Origin of the sequence: Sphingomonas caseinilytica (genome assembly GCF_023516455.1) — a bacterium.
Classification (GTDB): Bacteria; Pseudomonadota; Alphaproteobacteria; order Sphingomonadales; family Sphingomonadaceae; genus Sphingomicrobium; species Sphingomicrobium caseinilyticum.
Window position 1 is genome coordinate 1,051,344 of record NZ_JAMGBA010000001.1, and the last position, 19,638, is coordinate 1,070,981.

Consider the following 19,638-nt stretch of genomic DNA (forward strand, 5'->3'; position numbering starts at 1 on the left):
AGGAAAGTTCGATGCGCCTGCTGCCCTGTTCGATTGCCGTTGCCCTTGCGCTGACTGCCTGTGCCGAAAAGGCGACCAGGGACGTTAGCGAAGTACAAGGCTCCAATCCGCAGCTCGACGAACCGCGCCAGACCGCAATTCCAACCGTCAATGTCGCCAAGGGGGAAGGCTGGCCAGCGGGAGCGAAGCCGACGCCCGCAGCCGGTCTTGCGGTCAACGAATTCGCCGGCGGCCTGACACATCCGCGCTGGCTGCTGGCGCTGCCCAACGGCGATGTGCTAGCCGCGGAATCCGACAGCCCCGGAACCGACAAGACCGGCGGCAATGTGAAGGGCTTCGTCCAAAAGCTGCTGATGAAGAAAGCGGGCTCAAACCATGGCAGTGCCAATCGGATCAGCCTGCTCCGCGACGGTGACGGCGATGGTGTCGCCGAAATCAAGCTGGCGCTCCTTTCCGAACTCTACTCCCCGTTCGGAATGGCGTTTGCGAATGGCGAGCTGTTCATTGCCAATGCGGATGGGATCGTCGCCTATCCTTTCCAGCCCGGACAGACGAGCATCAGTGTTCGGCCTCGTCATGTTACCGAGCTTCCCTCCGGCTATAACCATCATTGGACCAAGTCGATGGTCGCGTCGCCCGACGGCAAATTCCTTTTCGTAGGGGTCGGATCGAACAGCAATGTCGGCGAAAACGGGCTGCAGATGGAGAAAGGCCGCGCCGCGATCTGGATGGTTGATGCAAAAAGCGGAGCTTACCGCATCTTCGCCAGCGGCCTGCGCAATCCGGTCGGCATCGACTGGAATCCTTGGAGCGGCCACCTGTGGACCGTGGTGAACGAGCGTGACGAACTCGGCGACAATTTGGTCCCGGACTATCTGACTTCGGTTCGCGATGGCGCCTTCTATGGCTGGCCGTGGAGCTATTACGGCAGTCATGTGGACACGCGCGTCGATCCGCCGCGCCCCGATATGGTCGCCAAGGCGATCGCTCCGGACTTTGCACTGGGTCCCCATGTCGCACCGCTCGGCATGACCTTTTCCGATGGGCAATCGTTGGGAGCGCGTTTCGCGCAAGGCGCGTTCGTAGGCGAGCATGGCAGCTGGAACCGCGAGGATCCCAGCGGCTACCAAATCGTCTTCGTGCCCTTCGGCGGCGATGGACCGTCGGGCAAGCCGGTCACGATCCTCTCCGGATTCCGCGTCGGCGATGTGGCGCGCGGCCGGCCGGTGGGCGTCCAGATCGCCAGGGATGGAAGCCTGCTGGTCGCCGATGACGTCGGCGGAAAAATCTGGAGAGTGAGCGCGGCTCTTCCCCAGCGGGTCGCCAGCCGCTAGCCAGCGCTCATGCAATTCCTGATTGCGCTGATCGTCGGCGCCCTGTCCGCATTCGCGTTCGAACCGGTCGGCTGGTGGCCGCTGATGATCATTGCCATCGCCATCTTGTGCGAGCTGATCGTTCGCGCAGGCTCATTGAAGCGAGTGCTGCTGGTCGGCTGGGGTTTCGGCCTTGGCCAGTTCTGCATCGGTCTCAACTGGATCGCGACGGCCTTCACCTTCCAGGCGGCGATGCCGGCCTGGCTCGGCTGGATCGCGGTCGTGCTGCTGTCGCTCTACCTCGCAATCTACCCTGCGATGGCCGCCGGGCTTGCGTGGCGGTTTGGGGAGAAAGGGAAAATCGCGCTGGTGCTTGCACTGGCGGGCGGTTGGGTAATCACGGAGTGGCTTCGAGCCACGATGTTCACGGGATTCTCCTGGAATCCGATCGGGGTCACGCTCGCCGACACCCCGCTGATCGGCGGAAGCCGCCTTATCGGAACCTATGGATTGTCGGCCTTGGTTGCGCTGATCGGCGGGAGCCTGTGGCTGGCATTTCGCCGCACTTGGCAGCCTCTTGCTGGAGTTGCCGCGGCAAGTCTCTTGCTTTGGGCCGTCCCGCCACCGAGCGAAGTTGCCCCGACCTTGGCACCTCGAAGCATCCCCAATTCGCCACCTGCCGAAGACAAGGGCGGCACCGTTCTAATGCGGCCGATCCGTATCGTTCAGCCAAACATCGGTCAGCAGGACAAGTGGCGGCCGGGCTTCGAGGAAGAGGCCTATCGGCGGCTGGAATCGCTGACGATCAAGGGCCAGCCGGTCCAGCGCCTGGTCTTCTGGCCCGAGGCTGCCGTTACGGACCCCTTGGAAGACGCGCGCACCGGCGCCGATCGATACATTGAGGAGGAACGGCTCAGGGCAACCCGCACGCTCGGGTCCGGTGACATTCTGCTCACCGGAGGGCTGAGCTTCACGTCGCGCGACGGCCAGAATGTCGATGGCGCTACCAACAGTGTCTACGCGCTGGAGCCGCTCGGGCGGATTGTTGGCCGCTATGACAAGGCGCATCTCGTTCCCTACGGCGAATATCTGCCGATGCGCCCGATATTGTCTGCGATCGGCCTGTCACGCCTCGCCCCGGGCGACCTGGACTTCACCGCCGGGCCCGGTCCGCGCACCATCCAGTTGCCTGGCGATTGGGGCAAGGTCGGCTTCCAGCTCTGCTACGAGATCATCTTCTCCGGCCAGGTCGTCGACCGACACAACCGCCCGGATTTCATCTTCAACCCGTCCAACGACGCCTGGTTCGGGCGCTGGGGCCCGCCGCAGCATCTTGCACAGGCCCGCCTGAGGGCCGCCGAAGAGGGACTGCCGGTCGTGCGCTCCACGCCAACCGGCATCAGCGCGCTGATCGATCCGCATGGCGCGATCATCCAGTCGGTGCCGTGGCGGACCGCGGGGATGATCGACGCGCCCCTCCCCAACCCGCTCGCACCGACACTGTTTGCGAAGCTCGGCAACACCATCCCACTGTCGTTGGGCTTCCTCCTCCTTTTCGTCGCGATTGCGCTGGACCGCCGCGCTCGCTACAGGACCATATAACGATTCCTTTATATCTTAATTTTTAGCAGATTTCTGCCAAGGACTGATGGTATTCCATGCGCACCTCCTATCTCTTCACGTCTGAATCCGTTTCCGAAGGCCACCCGGACAAGGTTGCCGACCAGATCAGCGATGCGATCGTCGATCTCTTCCTGTCCAAGGATCCGGAAGCGCGCGTGGCGTGCGAGACGATGACCACGACCAACCGGGTCGTCCTGGCCGGAGAAATCCGCGGGCGTGGCATCATGGACGAGGACGGCAATTGGTCGCCGGGCATCCGCGAAGAGATCGAGCGCGCGGTTCGCGAGACGGTGAAGCGCATCGGCTATGAACAGGCCGGCTTCCACTGGGACAAGTTCGACTTTTCGAACCACCTTCACCCGCAGTCGGCCCACATCGCGCAGGGCGTCGACGCCAGCGGCAACAAGGACGAAGGCGCCGGCGACCAGGGCATCATGTTCGGCTTCGCTTGCGACGAAACCCCGGATCTCATGCCGGCGACGCTGGATTACAGCCACAAGATCCTGCAGCGCATGGCGGACGACCGCCACGCCGGCCGCGCTCCGTTCCTGGAGCCGGACGCCAAGAGCCAGGTCACGCTGCGCTTCGAGAACGGAAAGCCGGTCGAAGCGACCGCGATCGTCGTCTCCACGCAGCACGCCAAGGGCTATGACGAGGGCGACAAGGAAGCCGAGCTCCACAACTATGTGAAGCAGGTCGTGTCCGACGTGCTTCCGGGCGGCCTCGTCACCGGCAACACCGTCTATCACATCAACCCGACCGGCAGCTTCGAGATCGGCGGGCCCGACGGCGACGCCGGCATCACCGGCCGCAAGATCATCGTCGACACCTACGGCGGCGCTGCACCGCATGGCGGCGGCGCGTTCAGCGGCAAGGACCCGACCAAGGTCGACCGCTCGGCCGCCTACGCCGCACGCTACCTTGCCAAGAACATTGTCGCGGCCGGCCTAGCCAAGCGCTGCACCATCCAGCTCGCCTATGCGATCGGCGTTTCGGCGCCGCTGTCGATCTATGTCGACACGCATGGCACCGGCTCGGTTGGCGACGATACGATCGAGGCAGCGATCGGCCGCATCGGCAAGCTCGGCGGCCTGACCCCGCGCGGCATCCGCACCCACCTCACGCTCAACAAGCCGATCTATTCGCCGACCGCCGCCTACGGCCACTTCGGCCGCAAGCCGGAAGGCGATCTCTTCCCGTGGGAAAAGACCGACCTGGTCGACGATCTGAAGACCGCGCTCGACGAGGTCGCAAGCGTCGCTGCCTAGGCCGCGCGACGGGTCATGACAGCACACAAGGAAGGCGATCCGACCACGCTCAACCGGCTTTACGGCCGGTCGAGCGGGCATAAGCTGCGCAAGGGCCAGGCCGATCTGGTCGAAACGCTCCTTCCGGCGATCGCGGTTCCTGAAGAGGGCGACATCACCGCCGAGCGGCTGTTCGGCGACGACCGCCCGCTCCACTTCGAAATCGGCTTCGGCGGCGGCGAGCATCTCGCGCATCGGGCAGACTTGCTTCCCGATCACGGCTTCATCGGCTGCGAGCCCTTCGTCAACGGCGTCGCCCAGGCGCTGAGCCACATCCGTGACGGCCACCTGGCCAACGTCCGGGTCCACATGGGTGACGCGCTCGACGTACTTCGGCGCGTTCCCGACCAGTCGCTGCTGATGGTCTATCTTTTGCATCCCGACCCTTGGCCGAAGGCTCGGCACGCCAAGCGGCGGATGATGAATGACGGTCCGCTCGACCTCATCGCCGCCAAGATGAAGCCCGGCGGCGAGTTCCGGATGGCGACCGACGATCCCACCTATCTGAACTGGGCCCTGATGATCATGCAGCGCCACACCCACCAGTTCGAATGGCAGGTGAAGGCGCCGGGCGAATGGCTCGACTATCCGTCCGGCTGGCTGGAGACGCGTTACGCCGCGAAGGCGCGGCGCCAGGGCCGCGTCCCGCATCAATTCCGCTATCGGCGCATCTGACTTGCGTTCGTCCTGAGCGGAGCCGCGAAGCGGCGCAGTCGAAGGGCGATCAGCAGGGCCGGCATGCAATCGCCCTTCGACTTCGCTCAGGACGAACGAGGGCTTTTGTTCTGCACTGGCCGCTCCTAATTAGGCAGCCATGGACATTCGCCCTGACGTCCTCGCCGCCATCGGCAACACGCCGCTGATCAAGCTCCGTCGCGCATCGGAGGAAACCGGCTGCATCATTCTCGGCAAGGCCGAGTTCATGAACCCCGGCCATTCGGTCAAGGACCGCGCGGCGCTGGGGATCATCACCGACGCCATCGATCGCGGCGAACTTTGCCCCGGCGGAATGATCGTCGAAGGGACAGCCGGAAATACCGGCATCGGCCTCGCCATCGTCGCCAACGCGCTCGGCATGAAGACGGTCATCGTCATCCCGGAAACGCAGGCCAAGGAAAAGAAGGACACGCTCCGCTCGCTTGGTGCAACCCTGCTCGAGGTCCCGGCGGTCCCCTACAAGAACGACAATAATTATGTGAAGGTCGCCGCCCGCACCGCCGAGCGGCTGGCCCGCGAGCATCCGCAAGGCGCCATCTTCGCCAACCAGTTCGACAATGTCGCCAACCGCGACGTCCATGTCCGCACCACCGCTCCGGAAATCTGGGCGCAAACCGACGGCAAGGTTGACGGCTTCGTCAGCGCGATCGGGACGGGCGGAACTCTTGCCGGGGTCGCCGCCGGCTTACGCGAACGCCGTCCGGACATCGCCATCGCACTCGCCGACGTCCCCGGCGCGGCGATGCACAGCTTCTATACAACCGGCGAGCTCAAGGCCGAGGGAAGCTCGATCACCGAAGGGATCGGCCAGGGCCGCGTGACCGCCAACCTCGAAGGGTTCGAACCGGACCACAGCTTCTTCATTCCCGACGCCGAAAGCCTCGACATCGCCTACCGGCTCCTCAAGGAAGAAGGGCTGGCGCTCGGCCTGTCCTCCGGCGTCAATGTCGCGGGCGCGATCCGGCTGGCGCGCGAGCTTGGCCCGGGCAAGACCATCGTCACCATGCTGTGCGACCCGGCGACCCGCTATCAGTCGCGCCTGTTCAACCCGGAGTTCCTGCGGTCGAAGGGACTTGAGCCGCCTTCCTGGCTTGAAAATCCGCAACCCATCGAACCGGCCTTCGCTTGAGCCCGGCCTAGGCCTATAGGCCGTCCCCGACACGACTCAGCGGAGGGAAGAATAAATGACTCTTTCGATTGGAAGCGTTGCCCCGGACTTTACGGCGGAAACGACGACCGGCCCCGTCCATTTCCACGATTGGATCGGCGACCAATGGGCAATCCTATTCTCTCACCCGAAGGCCTTCACCCCGGTCTGCACGACGGAGCTCGGCTATATGGCCGGCCTCAAGGATGAGTTCGCCAAGCGCAACACCAAGATCATCGGCCTCAGCGTCGACGCCAATGAAGACAACAGGAACTGGCTGCCGGACATTGAGGAAGTGTCGGGGAACAAGGTCGACTATCCGGTGATCGGCGACAGCGACCTCAGCGTCGCGAAGAAGTACAACATGCTTCCGGCCGACGCAGGTGAAACCGCCGCCGGCCGTACCGCGGCCAACAATGCGACCGTCCGCACCGTCTACATTGTCGGCCCGGACAAGAAGATCCGCGCCATGCTGCTCTATCCGATGAGCAGCGGCCGCAACTTCGACGAGGTGCTGCGCCTTCTGGATTCGGTCCAGCTGACCGAGAACAAGGGGGTCGCGACCCCGGTCAACTGGAAGCCGGGCGAAGATGTCATCATCCCGCCGTCGGTCAGCGACGAGGACGCCAAGGCGAAATATCCGAACGGCTGGGAAACGGTGAAGCCCTACCTCCGCCGCATTCCGCAACCGGCGGACTAATCATAGGCGCGCACCGTCGCGCGCGACAGCATCCGGTCCTCCAGCGAATAATAGAGATGGGTCGATCCATCCTGCTGGAGGATCGCCGATGCGGCAAAGGCGATGTCGGTTTCAGACCGGTCCTTCGCCGGGGGCGGGACCAGCATCGGCTCCACGCCGCGGTCCGTGACGCATTCGCAATTGCGGTCGAGCGTGACCCAGCCGATACGCCAGCGCGCATCGTGGGTAGCGCCGTTGTAGAACATGACGGGATCGCGTCCGGGACATTGCACGATCGGCCCCGGCGACAGATGCCAATTGTCCCAACTATCCTCCCGCACAGGAATGACCTCTTTCAGGACGGTCCATTCCGTGCCGATCTCAGGGCCGCTGGCCATGCCGATCCGCGAGGCATCATCGCGGGCGAATTCATAGAATAGCCGCCAGCTGTCATCGGCCGCCCGGAACAGGGTGGCTTCCTTGATATTGCCCTCCCCCTCGGCCGCTTTCAGGATCACCTCGCGCTTCTTGAGGCTGTGAATGTCCTTGCCGGTCGCCAGCAGCAACGATCCCTGCCGCCGCCCTGCCTCCACGCCGGTGAAGAAGACGAACAAGCCGTCGTCCGTCGGCTCGACGGTCGGGTCCTCGACCCCTCCGGCGTCTGCGTCCTCCGGACCGGGCGCGATCGCCGGCTTGTCGTCCATCAGGAAGTTGAGCCCGTCGTCGGAACAGCCGCACCAGATGATGCCGGTCGGATCGTCCACGCCCAGCGGCTTTGGCACGCCGCGCATCATCAGCCACAGCTTGCCTTCGCGAGCCCAGACATAGGGACTCATCCAGTCCATCGATCTCAGCGGCTCGGCCGCCGTAAGGCAAACTTGGTCGACCTGTTCGACGACATAGGCGACCATCGCCTCAGGCCTTTCGCGGCGGCATCACTTCGGATCGAGCCGAAGCAATTTGCCCCCGCTATTGCCGTCCTGGAGTAGATAGACACTGCCGTCCGGTCCCTGGTCCACCGCCCGGATCCTGGCGCCCATCGGCCAATTCTCGGCCTTGGTCGCCTTGTCGCCGTCGATATCCACCCGGATCAGCGCCTCGCCGGACAAGGCGCCAACCAGCGCATCGCCCTTCCACTGCGGAAATTTGTCGCCGGTGTAGATCATCATTGCGCCCGGCGAGATAGACGGCGTCCACCAGACCTTCGGCGCCTCGAAACCGTCGCCCTGCTTATGGTCCGGGATATCCTTCCCATCATAATGACTGCCGTTCGATACAAGCGGCCAGCCGTAATTCTTGCCCGGCAGGATCAGGTTGATCTCATCACCGCCCTTTGGCCCCATCTCGCTTTCCCACAGCCGCCCGTCCGGCGCGAACTGGATGCCGAGCAGGTTGCGATGGCCCATCGACCAGAATTCCGCCGCGACCCCGCCCCGCGATGCCCAGGGATTCCCGGGCGCGGGTGCGCCTTCCGCGGTCAGGCGAAGCACTTTGCCGAGGTTACCTCCGAATTCCTGCGCTGGTGTCATTTCCTGCCGCTCGCCCGACGTCAGGTAGAGGTAGCCGTCCGGCCCGAACGCGATCCGATGCGAGAAATGGCCACTGCCGGACTCCTTGGGTTGCTGCCGCCAGATGACCTTGAAGTCCTTCAAGGCCGGCGCCGCGACATTGCTAAGATCGAGCGTGCCATAGCCCAGCGCCGCGCCGCTCGTGCCGCCCGGACCGCCTTCGACGAAGGACAGATAGACGCGCTGGTTACCGGCGAAGTCCGGATGCGGCATCACGTCCCCAAGCCCGCCTTGCCCGGCAACCACGGCATTCGGAACGCCGCCGACTTCCGTGCGCTTTCCATTGGTGACGTCGACCAGCCACAGCTTGCCCTCCTTCTCGGTCAGAAGCGCCATGTTGGTCAGCGGCAAGCCGCTCCCCGGCAGGAAGGCCATGGCCCAGGGCGTGTCGAAATCCGCCACTTCGGTCACCGTAAAGGGCTGGTCCGCGCTTGCCGCCCGCTGAGCCGCACCTTCCGACTGGCAAGCCGCGCAGAGCGTCGCGATCATTGCTGCTTGCAAAACTCTTCGGCTCATCCAATTTCTCCTGATGGCAGGGGCGACACGAAAGGCTCCCATGGACAAGGTCGCTATCCTTTCCTTAGCCACGGCCGTGCCGCCGTACATCGTTGAACAAAGCGAGGCGAAGTCCAAGGCGCGCGAGCTTTTCGGCGGGCGCAAGGAATTGTTCGACCGGCTGGCAGGCGTCTTCGACAACGCCGGCATCGCCCAGCGCCACATCGTCGCGCCGATTGATTGGTACGAACATTCTCACGGGTGGAAGGAACGCAACAGGCTCTATCTGGATGCGTCGGACGCCCTGTTTCGCGACGTCGCTACGATGGCAATCGAGCAGGCAGGCCTTTCTCCTGACGAAATCGACGGAGTGGTCGCCGTATCCACCACAGGCATTGCAACACCGAGCCTCGACGCCCGAAACGGCCCGGGAATCGGCCTCAGAGCGGACATCCGCCGCGTTCCAATCTTCGGGATGGGCTGCGCGGGCGGCGTGAACGGGCTGGCCACCGCAGCGCGGCTGGCAGCCGCCGAGCCCGGCACTCGCTGGCTGTTCGTGACGATCGAGACCTGCTCGATCGCCATCCGCCTCGACAGCGACGATCCGGCGGCGATCGTAGCCACCGCGATTTTCGGCGATGGCGCTGCGGCGGCGGTGGTGCAGGCCGGGGCCGCTGGATTTGCAACCATCGCGGGGTCCGGAGAGCGAATGTGGCCAGACACCCTCAACATCATGGGATGGCGGGTCGAAGATCCGGGCCTCGCCGTCGTGTTCGACCGCGCCATTCCGCCATTCGTGGAAGCGGAACTGGCCGAGGCGGTCGATACGATGCTGGCGGACTTCGGCTGCGGAAGAGACTCCATCGACCGCTTCTGCTGTCATCCCGGTGGGGTGAAGGTGATCGACGCGATCGAAAGCGCGCTGGAGCTTCCGATCGGAACACTGGACCTGGAACGCGATGTCCTTAACGACTGCGGGAACATGAGCGCACCGACTGTCCTGTTCGTCCTCGACCGGCTGATCTCCCGCGGCCTTCCTCAGCGGACGATGCTGACCAGCTTCGGGCCGGGATTTACCTGCGCCGGAATGTTGCTGGAGCGCGCATGAGCTGGGCGGCGATCGCGATCCTATGCTTCGTCACGGTGCAGCGGATCGCGGAATTGCTCCTCTCCCAACGCAACACGAAGCGGCTGCTGGCGCGAGGCGCTTGTGAAGTGGCGCCCGAACATTATCCGTTCCTCGTCCTGCTCCACGCTTCCTGGCTGGCGGTCCTGTGGATCTTCGGACCGGGACCGCCCATCCACATCATCCCGCTAATCCTGTTCATCCTGCTCCAACTCGGTCGGGTTTGGGTCATCGCGACGCTTGGCGAGCGATGGACGACACGCATCATCATCCTGCCTGGCTCCCCGCTGGTCACGACCGGCCCATATCGCTGGGTCAACCACCCCAACTATCTCGTCGTTATCGGAGAGATTGCCGTTCTGCCACTGGTGTTCGGCTTGCCGGGCGTCGCGATCGTCTTTTCACTTCTGAACGCGGCTATTCTTGCCGTCCGGATCAAGGCCGAGAACCGCGCCCTTGGGCGCTGAGGTAGCCGGATAGACGTAGACATCATAGGATTCGCCAGACAGGGCGGGACGAAGCCGTGCCACGAAACCCATGGAAGCCAGGAATCTTGCCTTGTTTTCCGGCGTCACCGTGAGGACATTGTGAAACATATACTTGAGTTTGGCACGTTCGTAGCGGTCGAGGTTCGTGGTCGAGAGATAAACGACCGGCCGTCCCGTTGACCGATGCAGTCGACGCGCATCGGACACCACGTCATCCAGGGTCAAATCGCTTCGGGAATTCTTGATCAGCCGGGAAAATTCCCCGAAGCGCCCCTCCCGCATCATCCACACCGGGTTATCGACATAATAGTTGAAGGCGTCGAGGACGGTATCGGGATCGCCCATCAGAATGGCACCCTGCAAGCTGGGCTGCTTCAGCAATTCGGCGACGTCGGCCGACCTCGTATAGGGGGTTCCTCTGATGCGTCCTTCGATTGGAAAGGTCAGGCGAACGGTCTGCGCGAGAAGCAGGCAGGCCAATGTCCATGCGCCCACTACTTCCATGCTCTTCGTCCAGTGGCGTTCCGGAAGGGGTTCGCCGCCTCCCTTGATGACGATCCAGTGCAGCGACAAGAGGTAGATGGGAAACAGCATTTCGTGCCGGTAGTCCGACGGATAGACGATATAGTAGAACTGCTTCAGGGCAACGAAGGCCACGATCGCAGCAACCAGCGCCGGTCGGTTCCTGACGAGTGACAGGATGCTTACGAACATCACGATATTCAACAGCAGGGGCGACGAACTCGCGACGTGAAATCCGTGCTCAGTGTCCACCAGGGCCCTGCCAAATGTAGCGAGCGAGAGAGTATCGAGATTGCTCGACACTGCTCCGTCGTTGAAAGGCGGATAGACGGTGATGAAGCAAAGCCAGGCGCCGATCGCCGCGATTACCGAATTGGCGAAAAATCTCACCCAATCCGATCGCTCCGCCGATTTATCGCTGTACAGCTCAATGAACCGGAACAGCAGGAAACAGCCAGCCAATATGCAGCTTGGCACGTTCGTGTTTGCAAGCAGTGCGATGAGCAGACCGAGCCAGATGCTATTCTTGATCCGGTCGTAAAGCGCCGCGATCAGGAACATGACGAGGACGGCGATGTCGTAGTTCCGGGCGACGACGACATATTCGAATGCGCCGTAGAAACTGAACAGCACCAGGCCAATGATCGCCAGGCGGAATGGCGAATATAAAGCGAACAAGCCCATTGCCGCGAAGCCGACAAGCGCGGAAACAAACGGGAGCACCTCGCGATAGGGCGCGACCCAATGCGCTGCTCGGAGCAGGAGATACCAAAGGGCGGGATGACCCTCGCCATGGAGGTTCCGAAGCATCTCGATCGTATTGTCGCCCGACAAGGCCAAGGTCAGCGCCCGAACCTCGTCCCGCCAGAACACATGGTCCGTCATCAGCCAGACGACCAAAATGCTCCAGAGAAGCAGCAAGATTATTCGGGGCAAACTACGGGGCGCGGCCGGGCTGTCCCCGGACAGCGGAGAATAAATGAAACTCGTCAAACTAATCCCCGTCCCTGCCAACAGCCTGTGATTACTGCCTTGTTCACGGTTTACAATATGTTAATCTCAACATCCTAGGTCGGAAGCATTCTTCTTCGGGGGGAAATGGCGTGATCGACGGGCGTAAAGTTGCGGTGGTGCTTCCGGCTTATAATGCCGCAAAAACGCTCGAACAGACGTTTGCGGAAATCCCGACCGATATCGTCGACGACGTAATCCTCGTCGACGACGCCAGTACGGATCTCACGGTGAGGGTGGCGGAGCGGCTGGGTATCCATACGGTCATCCACGCCCGCAACGCAGGTTACGGCGCAAATCAGAAAACCTGCTATTCGGCCGCCTTGTCCCGCGGCGCAGACATCGTCGTCATGCTTCATCCCGACTATCAATATTCGCCGCGCCTGCTGACGGCGATGGCAGGTATGATCGCCTCGGGCCACTATGACGCCGTGATGGCCTCGCGGATCCTGGGCGGTGGTGCGCTGACCGGCGGAATGCCGCGGTATAAATATATCGCCAATCGCTTTCTGACGGCGGTTCAGAATCTTCTGATGGGCGCCAAGCTTAGCGAATATCACACCGGCTACCGGGCATGGAGCAGGGACGTATTGACGCGCCTGCCATTGGCCGCCTGCTCCGACGACTTTGTCTTCGACAACGAGATGGTTGCCCAGGCGATGTGGGCAGGGTTCAAGGTCGGCGAGATAAGCTGCCCGACCAAATATTTCCCGGAAGCGTCGAGCATCAACTTCCGCCGCAGCTGCATCTATGGCCTTGGCGTTTTGCGCACCGCGCTCGTCTATCGCCTTTGCCGCTGGAAGCTGTGGGCTTCTCCGCTTTACGCGAAGGACGCAGCGCCGCTTTCCTTTCCGTCCTCGTCGGTTCCATCGATGACGATCGCCGAACCGATCGGCCGAGCCCGCGCGGCATGATCCGGAGCGCGCTCCGGCGCGGACCCATCAAGACGGGAGTCGAGCTCTTGTCATTGCCGGCAACCCGCCAACTGCTCCGCTATGCCATCGCCGGCTTTTGCGTGACCCAGTTCGCGGCCGGCGTCTATTCAGCGATCATATTCATTTTCGCCATCGATCCGCTGAAGGCCAATGCCATCAGCACCACGTTCGGCCTGGCCGCTGGTTATTTGGCCCATAGCCGCTTCAGCTTTGCAGTGGGCAGTTCAGTTCGCGAGCATCTTCAGCTAGGCCGTTTCCTGCTCGCCTCACTTCTGGCGTTCATGATCAACAGCTTCTGGATCTGGCTGCTGGTGAAGCAGATGCATCTGTCTCCATTCGCACCTGTCCCGCTGATGATGTTTGCAACTCCTTGCATCAGCTTCCTGCTCAATCGCTACTGGGTGTTCCGGGCCTACTAGCTGACGGCCTGCCAATGGTGGCAAATGTCTTCTCGCTTCTGAATGCGGCCATGCTCTATGTCCGCATCCGAGCCGAGTACCATGCGCTGGAGACTTACCGCCGATGAAGTTTGCTTCCTTTGCCGCCGTTGCGGCCTTCGCAATGCTTGCCGGCTGCACCACCATAGACTCATCGCGAAGCGACTTCCTCTCCGGCTTTGGCTCCCTGTGCGGCCAGGCTTACGAAGGCCGGATCGTCAGCCCGCCGGTTGCCGCGGACGAAGCATTCGCCGGAAAGCCGCTGGTCATGCACGTCGTGACGTGCACCGCTGACACCGTCCGCATTCCCTTCCACGTCGGCGACGACCATAGCCGGACCTGGGTCCTCACTCGAACGGCGACGGGCCTGCGCCTCAAGCACGACCACCGCCACCGCGACGGAAGCGAGGATCGTGTCACCCAATATGGCGGCGACGCGACCACGCCCGTCGACGCGGAGCGGCAAATATTTCCGGCGGACGATTTCACCAAGGACCTGTTGCGTCGCGAGGGCAATATCGCCGGTGTCGATAATGTCTGGGCGGTTGAGCATCGGCCGGGCCAGTTCGCTTACGAACTGCGGCGGCCGGGCCGATTTTTCCGCGTCGAGTTCGACCTTTCCCGCCCAGTCGCGACGCCCCCGGCGGCCTGGGGCAGCGAATAGCGACCGCAGCCCGACTCCCTGCTTGCGAGTTCCAGATGACGCGCCTATATGGCGGCCTCTCACCTCGACATCGTTAAGGCGTTGAGGCTGAGCCCGGAGGGGCTCGGCACAGAGAGGGTTTTGAATTTTCGAAAGGTTCGGATTGACCGACACCGCTGCCATCACCCGGCTTATCGAGCCCACCGTCAAGGAACTGGGCTTCGATCTCGTGCGCGTGGCGATGATCGGCGGAACGTCGGATCCGACGCTGCAGATAATGGCGGAGCGGCCTGACACGCGCCAGCTGACGATCGACGATTGCAGCGACCTTTCTCGCAAGCTCAGCGATCTGCTCGATGCCGAAGAAGCCGCTGGCCGCGACCCGATCGAGGGCGGCTATCGCCTGGAGGTCTCTTCGCCCGGCATCGACCGGCCGCTCACCCGCCTGAAGGACTATGCCGACTGGGCCGGTCATGAAGCGCGGATCAAATATGCGAATCCGGTCGACGGGGCCAAGCAGGTGTCCGGGATCATCGAAGGAATTTCCGGCGATACGATCAGTGTCGCGACACCCAAGGGCGAGCGCCAGATCGAGTTCGCCAATATCGCGTCGGCCAAGCTCCTCTTGACCGACAAGCTCATTAACGCCACCGCGCCGCTCAGTTCCGAAGGCGCCGATTTGATCAAGACGGAAGGTTGAACACCATGGCCACCGCCGCTCCTACGCCCGCAGCCGCTACCGCCAACAAGGCAGAGCTGCTCGCCATCGCCGATGCGGTCGCGCGCGAGAAGCTGATCGACAAGGGCATCGTCATCGAGGCGATGGAGGACGCGATCCAGCGTGCCGCCCGTGCCCGTTACGGCGCCGAAAACGATATCCGCGCCAAGCTCGATCCCAACACCGGCGACCTCCGCCTATGGCGCGTGCTCGAGGTGGTCGAAGAGGTCGACGACTATTTCAAGCAGGTCGACATCAAGGGCGCGCAGAAGCTGAAGGCCGATGCCGCCGTCGGCGATTTCATTGTCGACCCGCTGCCGCCGATCGAATTCGGACGCATCGCGGCCCAGGCCGCCAAGCAGGTCATCTTCCAGAAGGTCCGCGACGCCGAGCGCGAGCGCCAGTATGAGGAATTCAAGGACCGCAACAGCGAAGTCATCACCGGCGTCGTCAAGCGGGTCGAGTTCGGCCACGTCGTCGTCGACCTGGGCCGGGCCGAAGGCGTCATCCGGCGCGACCAGCAGATTCCCCGCGAAATGGTCCGCGTCGGCGACCGCATCCGCTCGCTGATCATGTCGGTCCGCCGCGAAACCCGCGGCCCGCAGATCTTCTTGAGCCGCGCGCATCCCGACTTCATGAAGAAGCTGTTCGCGCAGGAAGTGCCGGAAATCTACGACGGCATCATCGAGATCAAGGCCGCCGCCCGCGACCCGGGCAGTCGCGCCAAGATCGGCGTCATCTCCTACGACAGCTCGATCGACCCGGTCGGCGCCTGCGTCGGCATGAAGGGCAGCCGCGTCCAGGCCGTCGTCCAGGAGCTGCAGGGCGAGAAGATCGACATCATTCCATGGTCGGAAGACACCGCGACCTTCGTCGTCAACGCGCTTCAGCCCGCGACCGTCAGCCGCGTCGTCATCGACGAGGAAGAAAGCCGCATCGAAGTCGTCGTTCCGGATGACCAGCTGAGCCTGGCAATTGGCCGCCGTGGCCAGAACGTCCGCCTCGCTTCGCAGCTGACCAGCTCGCAGATCGACATCCTGACCGAAGCCGACGCCAGCGAGAAGCGCCAGCGCGAGTTCGTCGAGCGCTCCGAAATGTTCCAGACCGAACTGGACGTCGATGAGACGCTGGCCCAGCTGCTGGTCGCCGAAGGCTTCACCAGCCTGGAAGAAGTGGCCTACGTCGAAGTCGACGAGATCGCTTCGATCGAGGGTCTCGACGACGAGATCGCCGGCGAGCTTCAGAGCCGCGCGACCGAGGCGCTGGAGCGCCGCGAAGCTGCTTCGCGCGACGAACGCCGTGGTCTCGGTGTCGAGGATGCGCTGGCCGAACTGCCCTACCTCACCGAGCAGATGCTGGTGACCTTGGGCAAGGCCGGGATCCTTACTCTCGATGACCTGGCGGATCTCGCCACCGACGAGTTGATCCAGAAGAAGCGCGCAGAGCCGCGCCGCCGGGCCGAAACGACCAACAAGCGCGCCGAGGACAAGGCGGGCATATTGGCCGAATATAGCCTGAGCGAAGAGCAGGGTAACGAGATCATCATGGCCGCCCGAGCCCATTGGTTCGAGGACGAGGAAGCTCCCGCTTCTGCAACCGAGGAGGACGCGGTTGCGGAAAAGGACCAATGATCCGCTAGAAGCGCACGTACCGGAGCGCAGCTGCATCCTCACCCGGCGGACGGCGCCGCGTGAGGAGCTGATCAGGCTTGCGCTCGGCCCGGACGGGCAAGTGGCACCGGACATTCGCGCCCGCGCACCCGGCCGCGGCGCCTGGATCGGCGTCGGCCGTGCCGCGCTCGATGAGGCGAATTCCAAGGGCAAACTGAAAGGCGCCCTTTCCCGCGCCTTCAAGACCAGCACGCTCGACATACCCGCCGATCTCGGCGAACTGACCGAGCAGGCTCTCCGCCAACAGGTCCTCGACCGGCTGGGCCTGGAAGCGCGCGGCGGAACGCTGATCAACGGTTCGGAAAAGGTCGAGATCGCGGCCCGGCAGGGCAAGGTGCATCTGCTGATCCACTCGTCCGACGCCGGCGAGGACGGCAACAAGCGCCTCGACCAGGCCTGGCGCGTCGGCGGCGGGGACAAGGCCGGACTGGTATTTCCGGAAGACCGCACCATCTTATCCATGGCGCTTGGCCGCGAGAACGTGGTACACATCGCCCTGACCGACGCAGCCGCCGCAAGGCGTGTGCTTCACGCCATCAACCGGTGGCGTGCTTTCATTGATCCCGATGCTGGGCTAGACGGCGGCGACGCCGCTGGGCCGAGTGCGGCTGACGAATTTGTAGACGAAGGAAACGCATGACCGACCAGAGCGACAAGCCCAAACTTGGCACCCGGCCGCCGCTGGGCCTGAAGCGCACGGTCGAGACCGGCAAGGTGAAGCAAAGCTTCAGCCATGGCCGCTCGAACACCGTCGTGGTCGAGGTCAAGAAGCGCCGCATCCTGGGCAAGCCGGGCGAGGCACCGCCGCCGGCTGAAGCCAAGCCGGAAGCCGCCGCGCCTGCGCCGGCTCCAAAGCCCGCCGCGCCCGCGCCGAAGGCTCCAGCGCCAAAGCGCCCTGTGGACGACATCACCGCCCGCAAGGAAATGCAGGAGCGCCTGCTGCGTGAGGCCGAAGAAGCGCGCATGACTTCGCTTGAGGAAGCACGCCGCCGCGAAGACCGCTCCAAGCAGGAGCAGAGCGAGGAAGAGAAGCGCCGCGCCGAGGAAAATCGCAAGGCCGAGGAAGAAGCCGCGCGCAAGGCAGTTGAAGACGCCGCCGAGGCCGAACGCCTCGCTGCCGAGCAAGCCGCCCAGGCTGCTGCCGCTCCGCCGGCCGAACAGACTGCCGAGCAGGATAGCGATCGCGAATTCCGCCGTCCGGCTTCCGCGCCTTCGCACGCTCCGAAGCGCCCAGCCCCGGCCCACCCGGGTGCCAATCGTGGCCGGGTCGACGATCGCCGTCACGCCGGCAAGCTGACCGTCAGCCGCGCCCTGTCGGGCGAAGACGACAGCCGCGCCCGCAGCCTCGCCGCGCTTCGCCGCGCACGCGAGAAGGAAAAGCGCGCCCATCAGCAGTCCGGTCCCGCGGTCAAGCAGTACCGCGACGTCGACGTTCCCGAGGCGATCACGGTCCAGGAACTCGCCAAGCGTATGGGCGAGCGCGGTGCCGACCTCGTCAAGGCACTGTTCAAGATGGGTACGCCCGTCACGATCACCGAGACGATCGACCAGGATACTGCAGAGCTGCTGATCGTCGAGTTCGGCCACCGCATCAATCGCGTCTCCGATTCCGACGTCGACATCCAGGCCGAAGCGGACGTCGATGCTCCGGAAACACTGCAGTCGCGTCCGCCGGTGGTCACGATCATGGGCCACGTCGACCACGGCAAGACCTCGCTGCTGGACGCGATCCGCGGCGCCAAGGTCGTCGCCGGAGAGGCCGGTGGCATCACCCAGCACATCGGCGCCTACCAGGTGGCGATGAAGGACAAGTCGAAGATCACTTTCCTCGACACGCCGGGCCACGAAGCCTTCACCGAAATGCGCGCTCGCGGCGCCAACGTCACCGACATTGTCGTGCTGGTCGTTGCCGCCGATGACGGGCTGAAGCCGCAGACGATTGAAGCCATCAATCACACCAAGGCGGCCGGCGTCCCGATGATCGTTGCGATCAACAAGATCGACAAGCCCGACGCCAACCCGCAAAAGGTTCGCGAAGAGCTGCTCCAGCACGAAATCATCGTCGAGCAAATGGGCGGCGAAGTTCAGGACGTCGAAGTCTCTGCGCTCAAGAAGACCAACCTCGACGGACTTCTCGAAGCCATCAACCTCCAGGCCGAAATCCTCGAGCTGAAGGCCAACCCCGACCGTCCGGCCGAAGGCGCAGTGGTCGAGGCGAAGCTCGACAAGGGCCGCGGACCGCTGGCGACCGTGCTGGTTCAGCGCGGCACCTTGCGGGTCGGCGACGTCATCGTTGTCGGCGCCGCATCGGGCAAGGTCCGCGCGATGATCGACGATCATGGCCGCCAGGTGAAGGAGGCGCCGCCTTCCTTCCCGGTCGAAGTGCTCGGCCTCGGCGCCGTGCCGTCGGCGGGCGACCAGCTGACCGTGGTCGAGAATGAGGCCCGCGCCCGCGAGGTCGCTTCCTACCGACAGTCGGTGCTCGACAAGAAGCGCACGACTTCGGCGCCGCTCAGCCTCGAGAATATGTTCGCCAACCGCGCCTCGACGACGATCGAATTCCCGATGGTCATCAAGGCCGACGTGCAGGGCTCGGTCGAAGCGATCGTCAGCGCGGTCAACAAGATCTCGACCGACGAGATTCGCGTCCGCGTGCTCCATTCGGGCGTCGGTGCGATCACCGAAAGCGACGTGACGCTCGCCGCCTCGACCGGAGCGCCGATCATCGGCTTCAACGTTCGTCCGAACGCCAAGGCCCGCGAGACGGCCGAACGCAATAAGGTCGAGCTTCGCTACTACGACGTCATCTACCACCTCACCGACTGGGTGAAGGGCGCGATGGCGGGCGAGCTTGGTCCGGAGATCATCGAGCATGTCGTCGGCCGGGCCGAGGTCAAGGAAGTGTTCCCGGCCGGAAAGCGCGACAAGGCCGCCGGCCTGCTGGTGCTGGAAGGCATCATCAAGAAGGGCCTGCACGCACGCCTTACGCGCGAAGATGTCATCGTCTCCAAGACGACCATCTCCTCGCTTCGCCGCTTCAAGGACGATGTGAAGGAAGTGAACGCCGGCATGGAGTGCGGCGTTCTCTTGGCCGACACCAACGACATCAAGGCTGGCGACAACCTCGAGGTGTTCGAGGTCGAGGAACGGGCTCGTACCCTTTGATCGATCATCAAACGCCGTCATCGCGAGGAGCGAAGCGACGTGGCGATCCAGCCTGGATTGCTTCGCTCCGCTCG

General features: G+C 63.5%; 18 protein-coding genes. 15 read left to right on the top strand and 3 right to left on the bottom strand.

Annotated features, from left to right (window positions below):
* The first annotated feature begins 11 nt into the window (after positions 1–11).
* From LZ496_RS05310 to LZ496_RS05335, 6 genes are all read left to right on the top strand, one after another.
* Positions 12–1,334, top strand: a complete 1,323-nt coding sequence (locus tag LZ496_RS05310; RefSeq protein WP_249903544.1) for a PQQ-dependent sugar dehydrogenase — start codon at positions 12–14, stop codon at positions 1,332–1,334.
* 9 nt (positions 1,335–1,343) lie between these two features.
* A complete protein-coding gene (lnt, locus tag LZ496_RS05315; protein WP_249903546.1) occupies positions 1,344–2,915 on the top strand; it encodes an apolipoprotein N-acyltransferase in 1,572 nt (523 codons plus the stop codon).
* A gap of 56 nt (positions 2,916–2,971) precedes the next feature.
* Positions 2,972–4,204, top strand: coding sequence for a methionine adenosyltransferase (gene metK, locus LZ496_RS05320; protein WP_249903548.1), 1,233 nt, complete (start codon positions 2,972–2,974; stop codon positions 4,202–4,204).
* Positions 4,205–4,219: 15 nt separating this feature from the next.
* Complete coding sequence (trmB, locus tag LZ496_RS05325; RefSeq protein ID WP_249903549.1) at positions 4,220–4,918, top strand: tRNA (guanine(46)-N(7))-methyltransferase TrmB; 699 nt, start codon at positions 4,220–4,222, stop codon at positions 4,916–4,918.
* A 139-nt stretch (positions 4,919–5,057) separates the two neighbouring features.
* Positions 5,058–6,089: a cysteine synthase A gene (locus LZ496_RS05330; RefSeq protein WP_249903550.1), complete on the top strand. Its 1,032-nt coding sequence runs from the start codon at positions 5,058–5,060 to the stop codon at positions 6,087–6,089.
* Between the two features lie 55 nt (positions 6,090–6,144).
* Positions 6,145–6,807, top strand: a complete 663-nt coding sequence (locus tag LZ496_RS05335; protein WP_249903551.1) for a peroxiredoxin — start codon at positions 6,145–6,147, stop codon at positions 6,805–6,807.
* On the opposite strand, the gene LZ496_RS05340 is transcribed toward LZ496_RS05335, so the two are convergent.
* Entirely contained in the window at positions 6,804–7,697 is an 894-nt protein-coding gene (locus LZ496_RS05340; RefSeq protein ID WP_249903552.1) for a glycoside hydrolase family 130 protein, read from the bottom strand. The two genes, LZ496_RS05335 and LZ496_RS05340, sit on opposite strands and share 4 nt — an antisense overlap.
* 24 nt (positions 7,698–7,721) lie before the next feature.
* Positions 7,722–8,870: a PQQ-dependent sugar dehydrogenase gene (locus LZ496_RS05345; RefSeq protein ID WP_249903553.1), complete on the bottom strand. Its 1,149-nt coding sequence runs from the start codon at positions 8,868–8,870 to the stop codon at positions 7,722–7,724.
* A gap of 40 nt (positions 8,871–8,910) precedes the next feature.
* On the opposite strand from LZ496_RS05345, the gene LZ496_RS05350 reads away from it, so the two are divergent.
* Together LZ496_RS05350 and LZ496_RS05355 are read left to right on the top strand one after the other, a co-directional pair.
* Positions 8,911–9,957, top strand: a complete 1,047-nt coding sequence (locus LZ496_RS05350; RefSeq protein ID WP_249903554.1) for a type III polyketide synthase — start codon at positions 8,911–8,913, stop codon at positions 9,955–9,957.
* The gene (locus LZ496_RS05355) at positions 9,954–10,442 is read left to right on the top strand and encodes an isoprenylcysteine carboxyl methyltransferase family protein (protein WP_249903555.1); all 489 of its coding nucleotides are present in this window, start codon (positions 9,954–9,956) and stop codon (positions 10,440–10,442) included. Before LZ496_RS05350 ends, LZ496_RS05355 begins: the two co-directional genes overlap by 4 nt.
* On the opposite strand, the gene LZ496_RS05360 is transcribed toward LZ496_RS05355, so the two are convergent.
* Positions 10,377–11,870, bottom strand: a complete 1,494-nt coding sequence (locus LZ496_RS05360; protein WP_249903556.1) for a hypothetical protein — start codon at positions 11,868–11,870, stop codon at positions 10,377–10,379. The genes LZ496_RS05355 and LZ496_RS05360 overlap by 66 nt on opposite strands.
* Positions 11,871–12,088: 218 nt before the next feature.
* Here LZ496_RS05360 and LZ496_RS05365 point away from each other — a divergent pair, with 218 nt between their 5' ends.
* The 7 genes from LZ496_RS05365 to infB all read left to right on the top strand — a co-directional run bounded on the left by LZ496_RS05365 (position 12,089) and on the right by infB (position 19,564).
* Positions 12,089–12,910 carry a glycosyltransferase family 2 protein gene (locus LZ496_RS05365; RefSeq protein WP_249903557.1) on the top strand — a complete coding sequence of 274 codons (822 nt, stop codon included), beginning with the start codon at positions 12,089–12,091 and terminating at the stop codon, positions 12,908–12,910.
* Positions 12,907–13,350, top strand: coding sequence for a GtrA family protein (locus tag LZ496_RS05370; RefSeq protein ID WP_249903558.1), 444 nt, complete (start codon positions 12,907–12,909; stop codon positions 13,348–13,350). The genes LZ496_RS05365 and LZ496_RS05370 overlap by 4 nt, the downstream gene beginning before the upstream one ends.
* Positions 13,351–13,453: 103 nt before the next feature.
* Positions 13,454–14,032 carry a hypothetical protein gene (locus tag LZ496_RS05375; RefSeq protein WP_249903559.1) on the top strand — a complete coding sequence of 193 codons (579 nt, stop codon included), beginning with the start codon at positions 13,454–13,456 and terminating at the stop codon, positions 14,030–14,032.
* Positions 14,033–14,174: 142 nt separating this feature from the next.
* Complete coding sequence (rimP, locus tag LZ496_RS05380) at positions 14,175–14,711, top strand: ribosome maturation protein RimP (protein WP_249903560.1); 537 nt, start codon at positions 14,175–14,177, stop codon at positions 14,709–14,711.
* A 5-nt stretch (positions 14,712–14,716) separates the two neighbouring features.
* A complete protein-coding gene (nusA, locus tag LZ496_RS05385) occupies positions 14,717–16,360 on the top strand; it encodes a transcription termination factor NusA (RefSeq protein WP_249903561.1) in 1,644 nt (547 codons plus the stop codon).
* Complete coding sequence (locus LZ496_RS05390) at positions 16,341–17,039, top strand: DUF448 domain-containing protein (protein ID WP_249903562.1); 699 nt, start codon at positions 16,341–16,343, stop codon at positions 17,037–17,039. Before nusA ends, LZ496_RS05390 begins: the two co-directional genes overlap by 20 nt.
* Positions 17,036–19,564 carry a translation initiation factor IF-2 gene (infB, locus tag LZ496_RS05395; protein WP_249903563.1) on the top strand — a complete coding sequence of 843 codons (2,529 nt, stop codon included), beginning with the start codon at positions 17,036–17,038 and terminating at the stop codon, positions 19,562–19,564. The genes LZ496_RS05390 and infB overlap by 4 nt, the downstream gene beginning before the upstream one ends.
* The last annotated feature ends 74 nt before the right edge of the window (positions 19,565–19,638 follow it).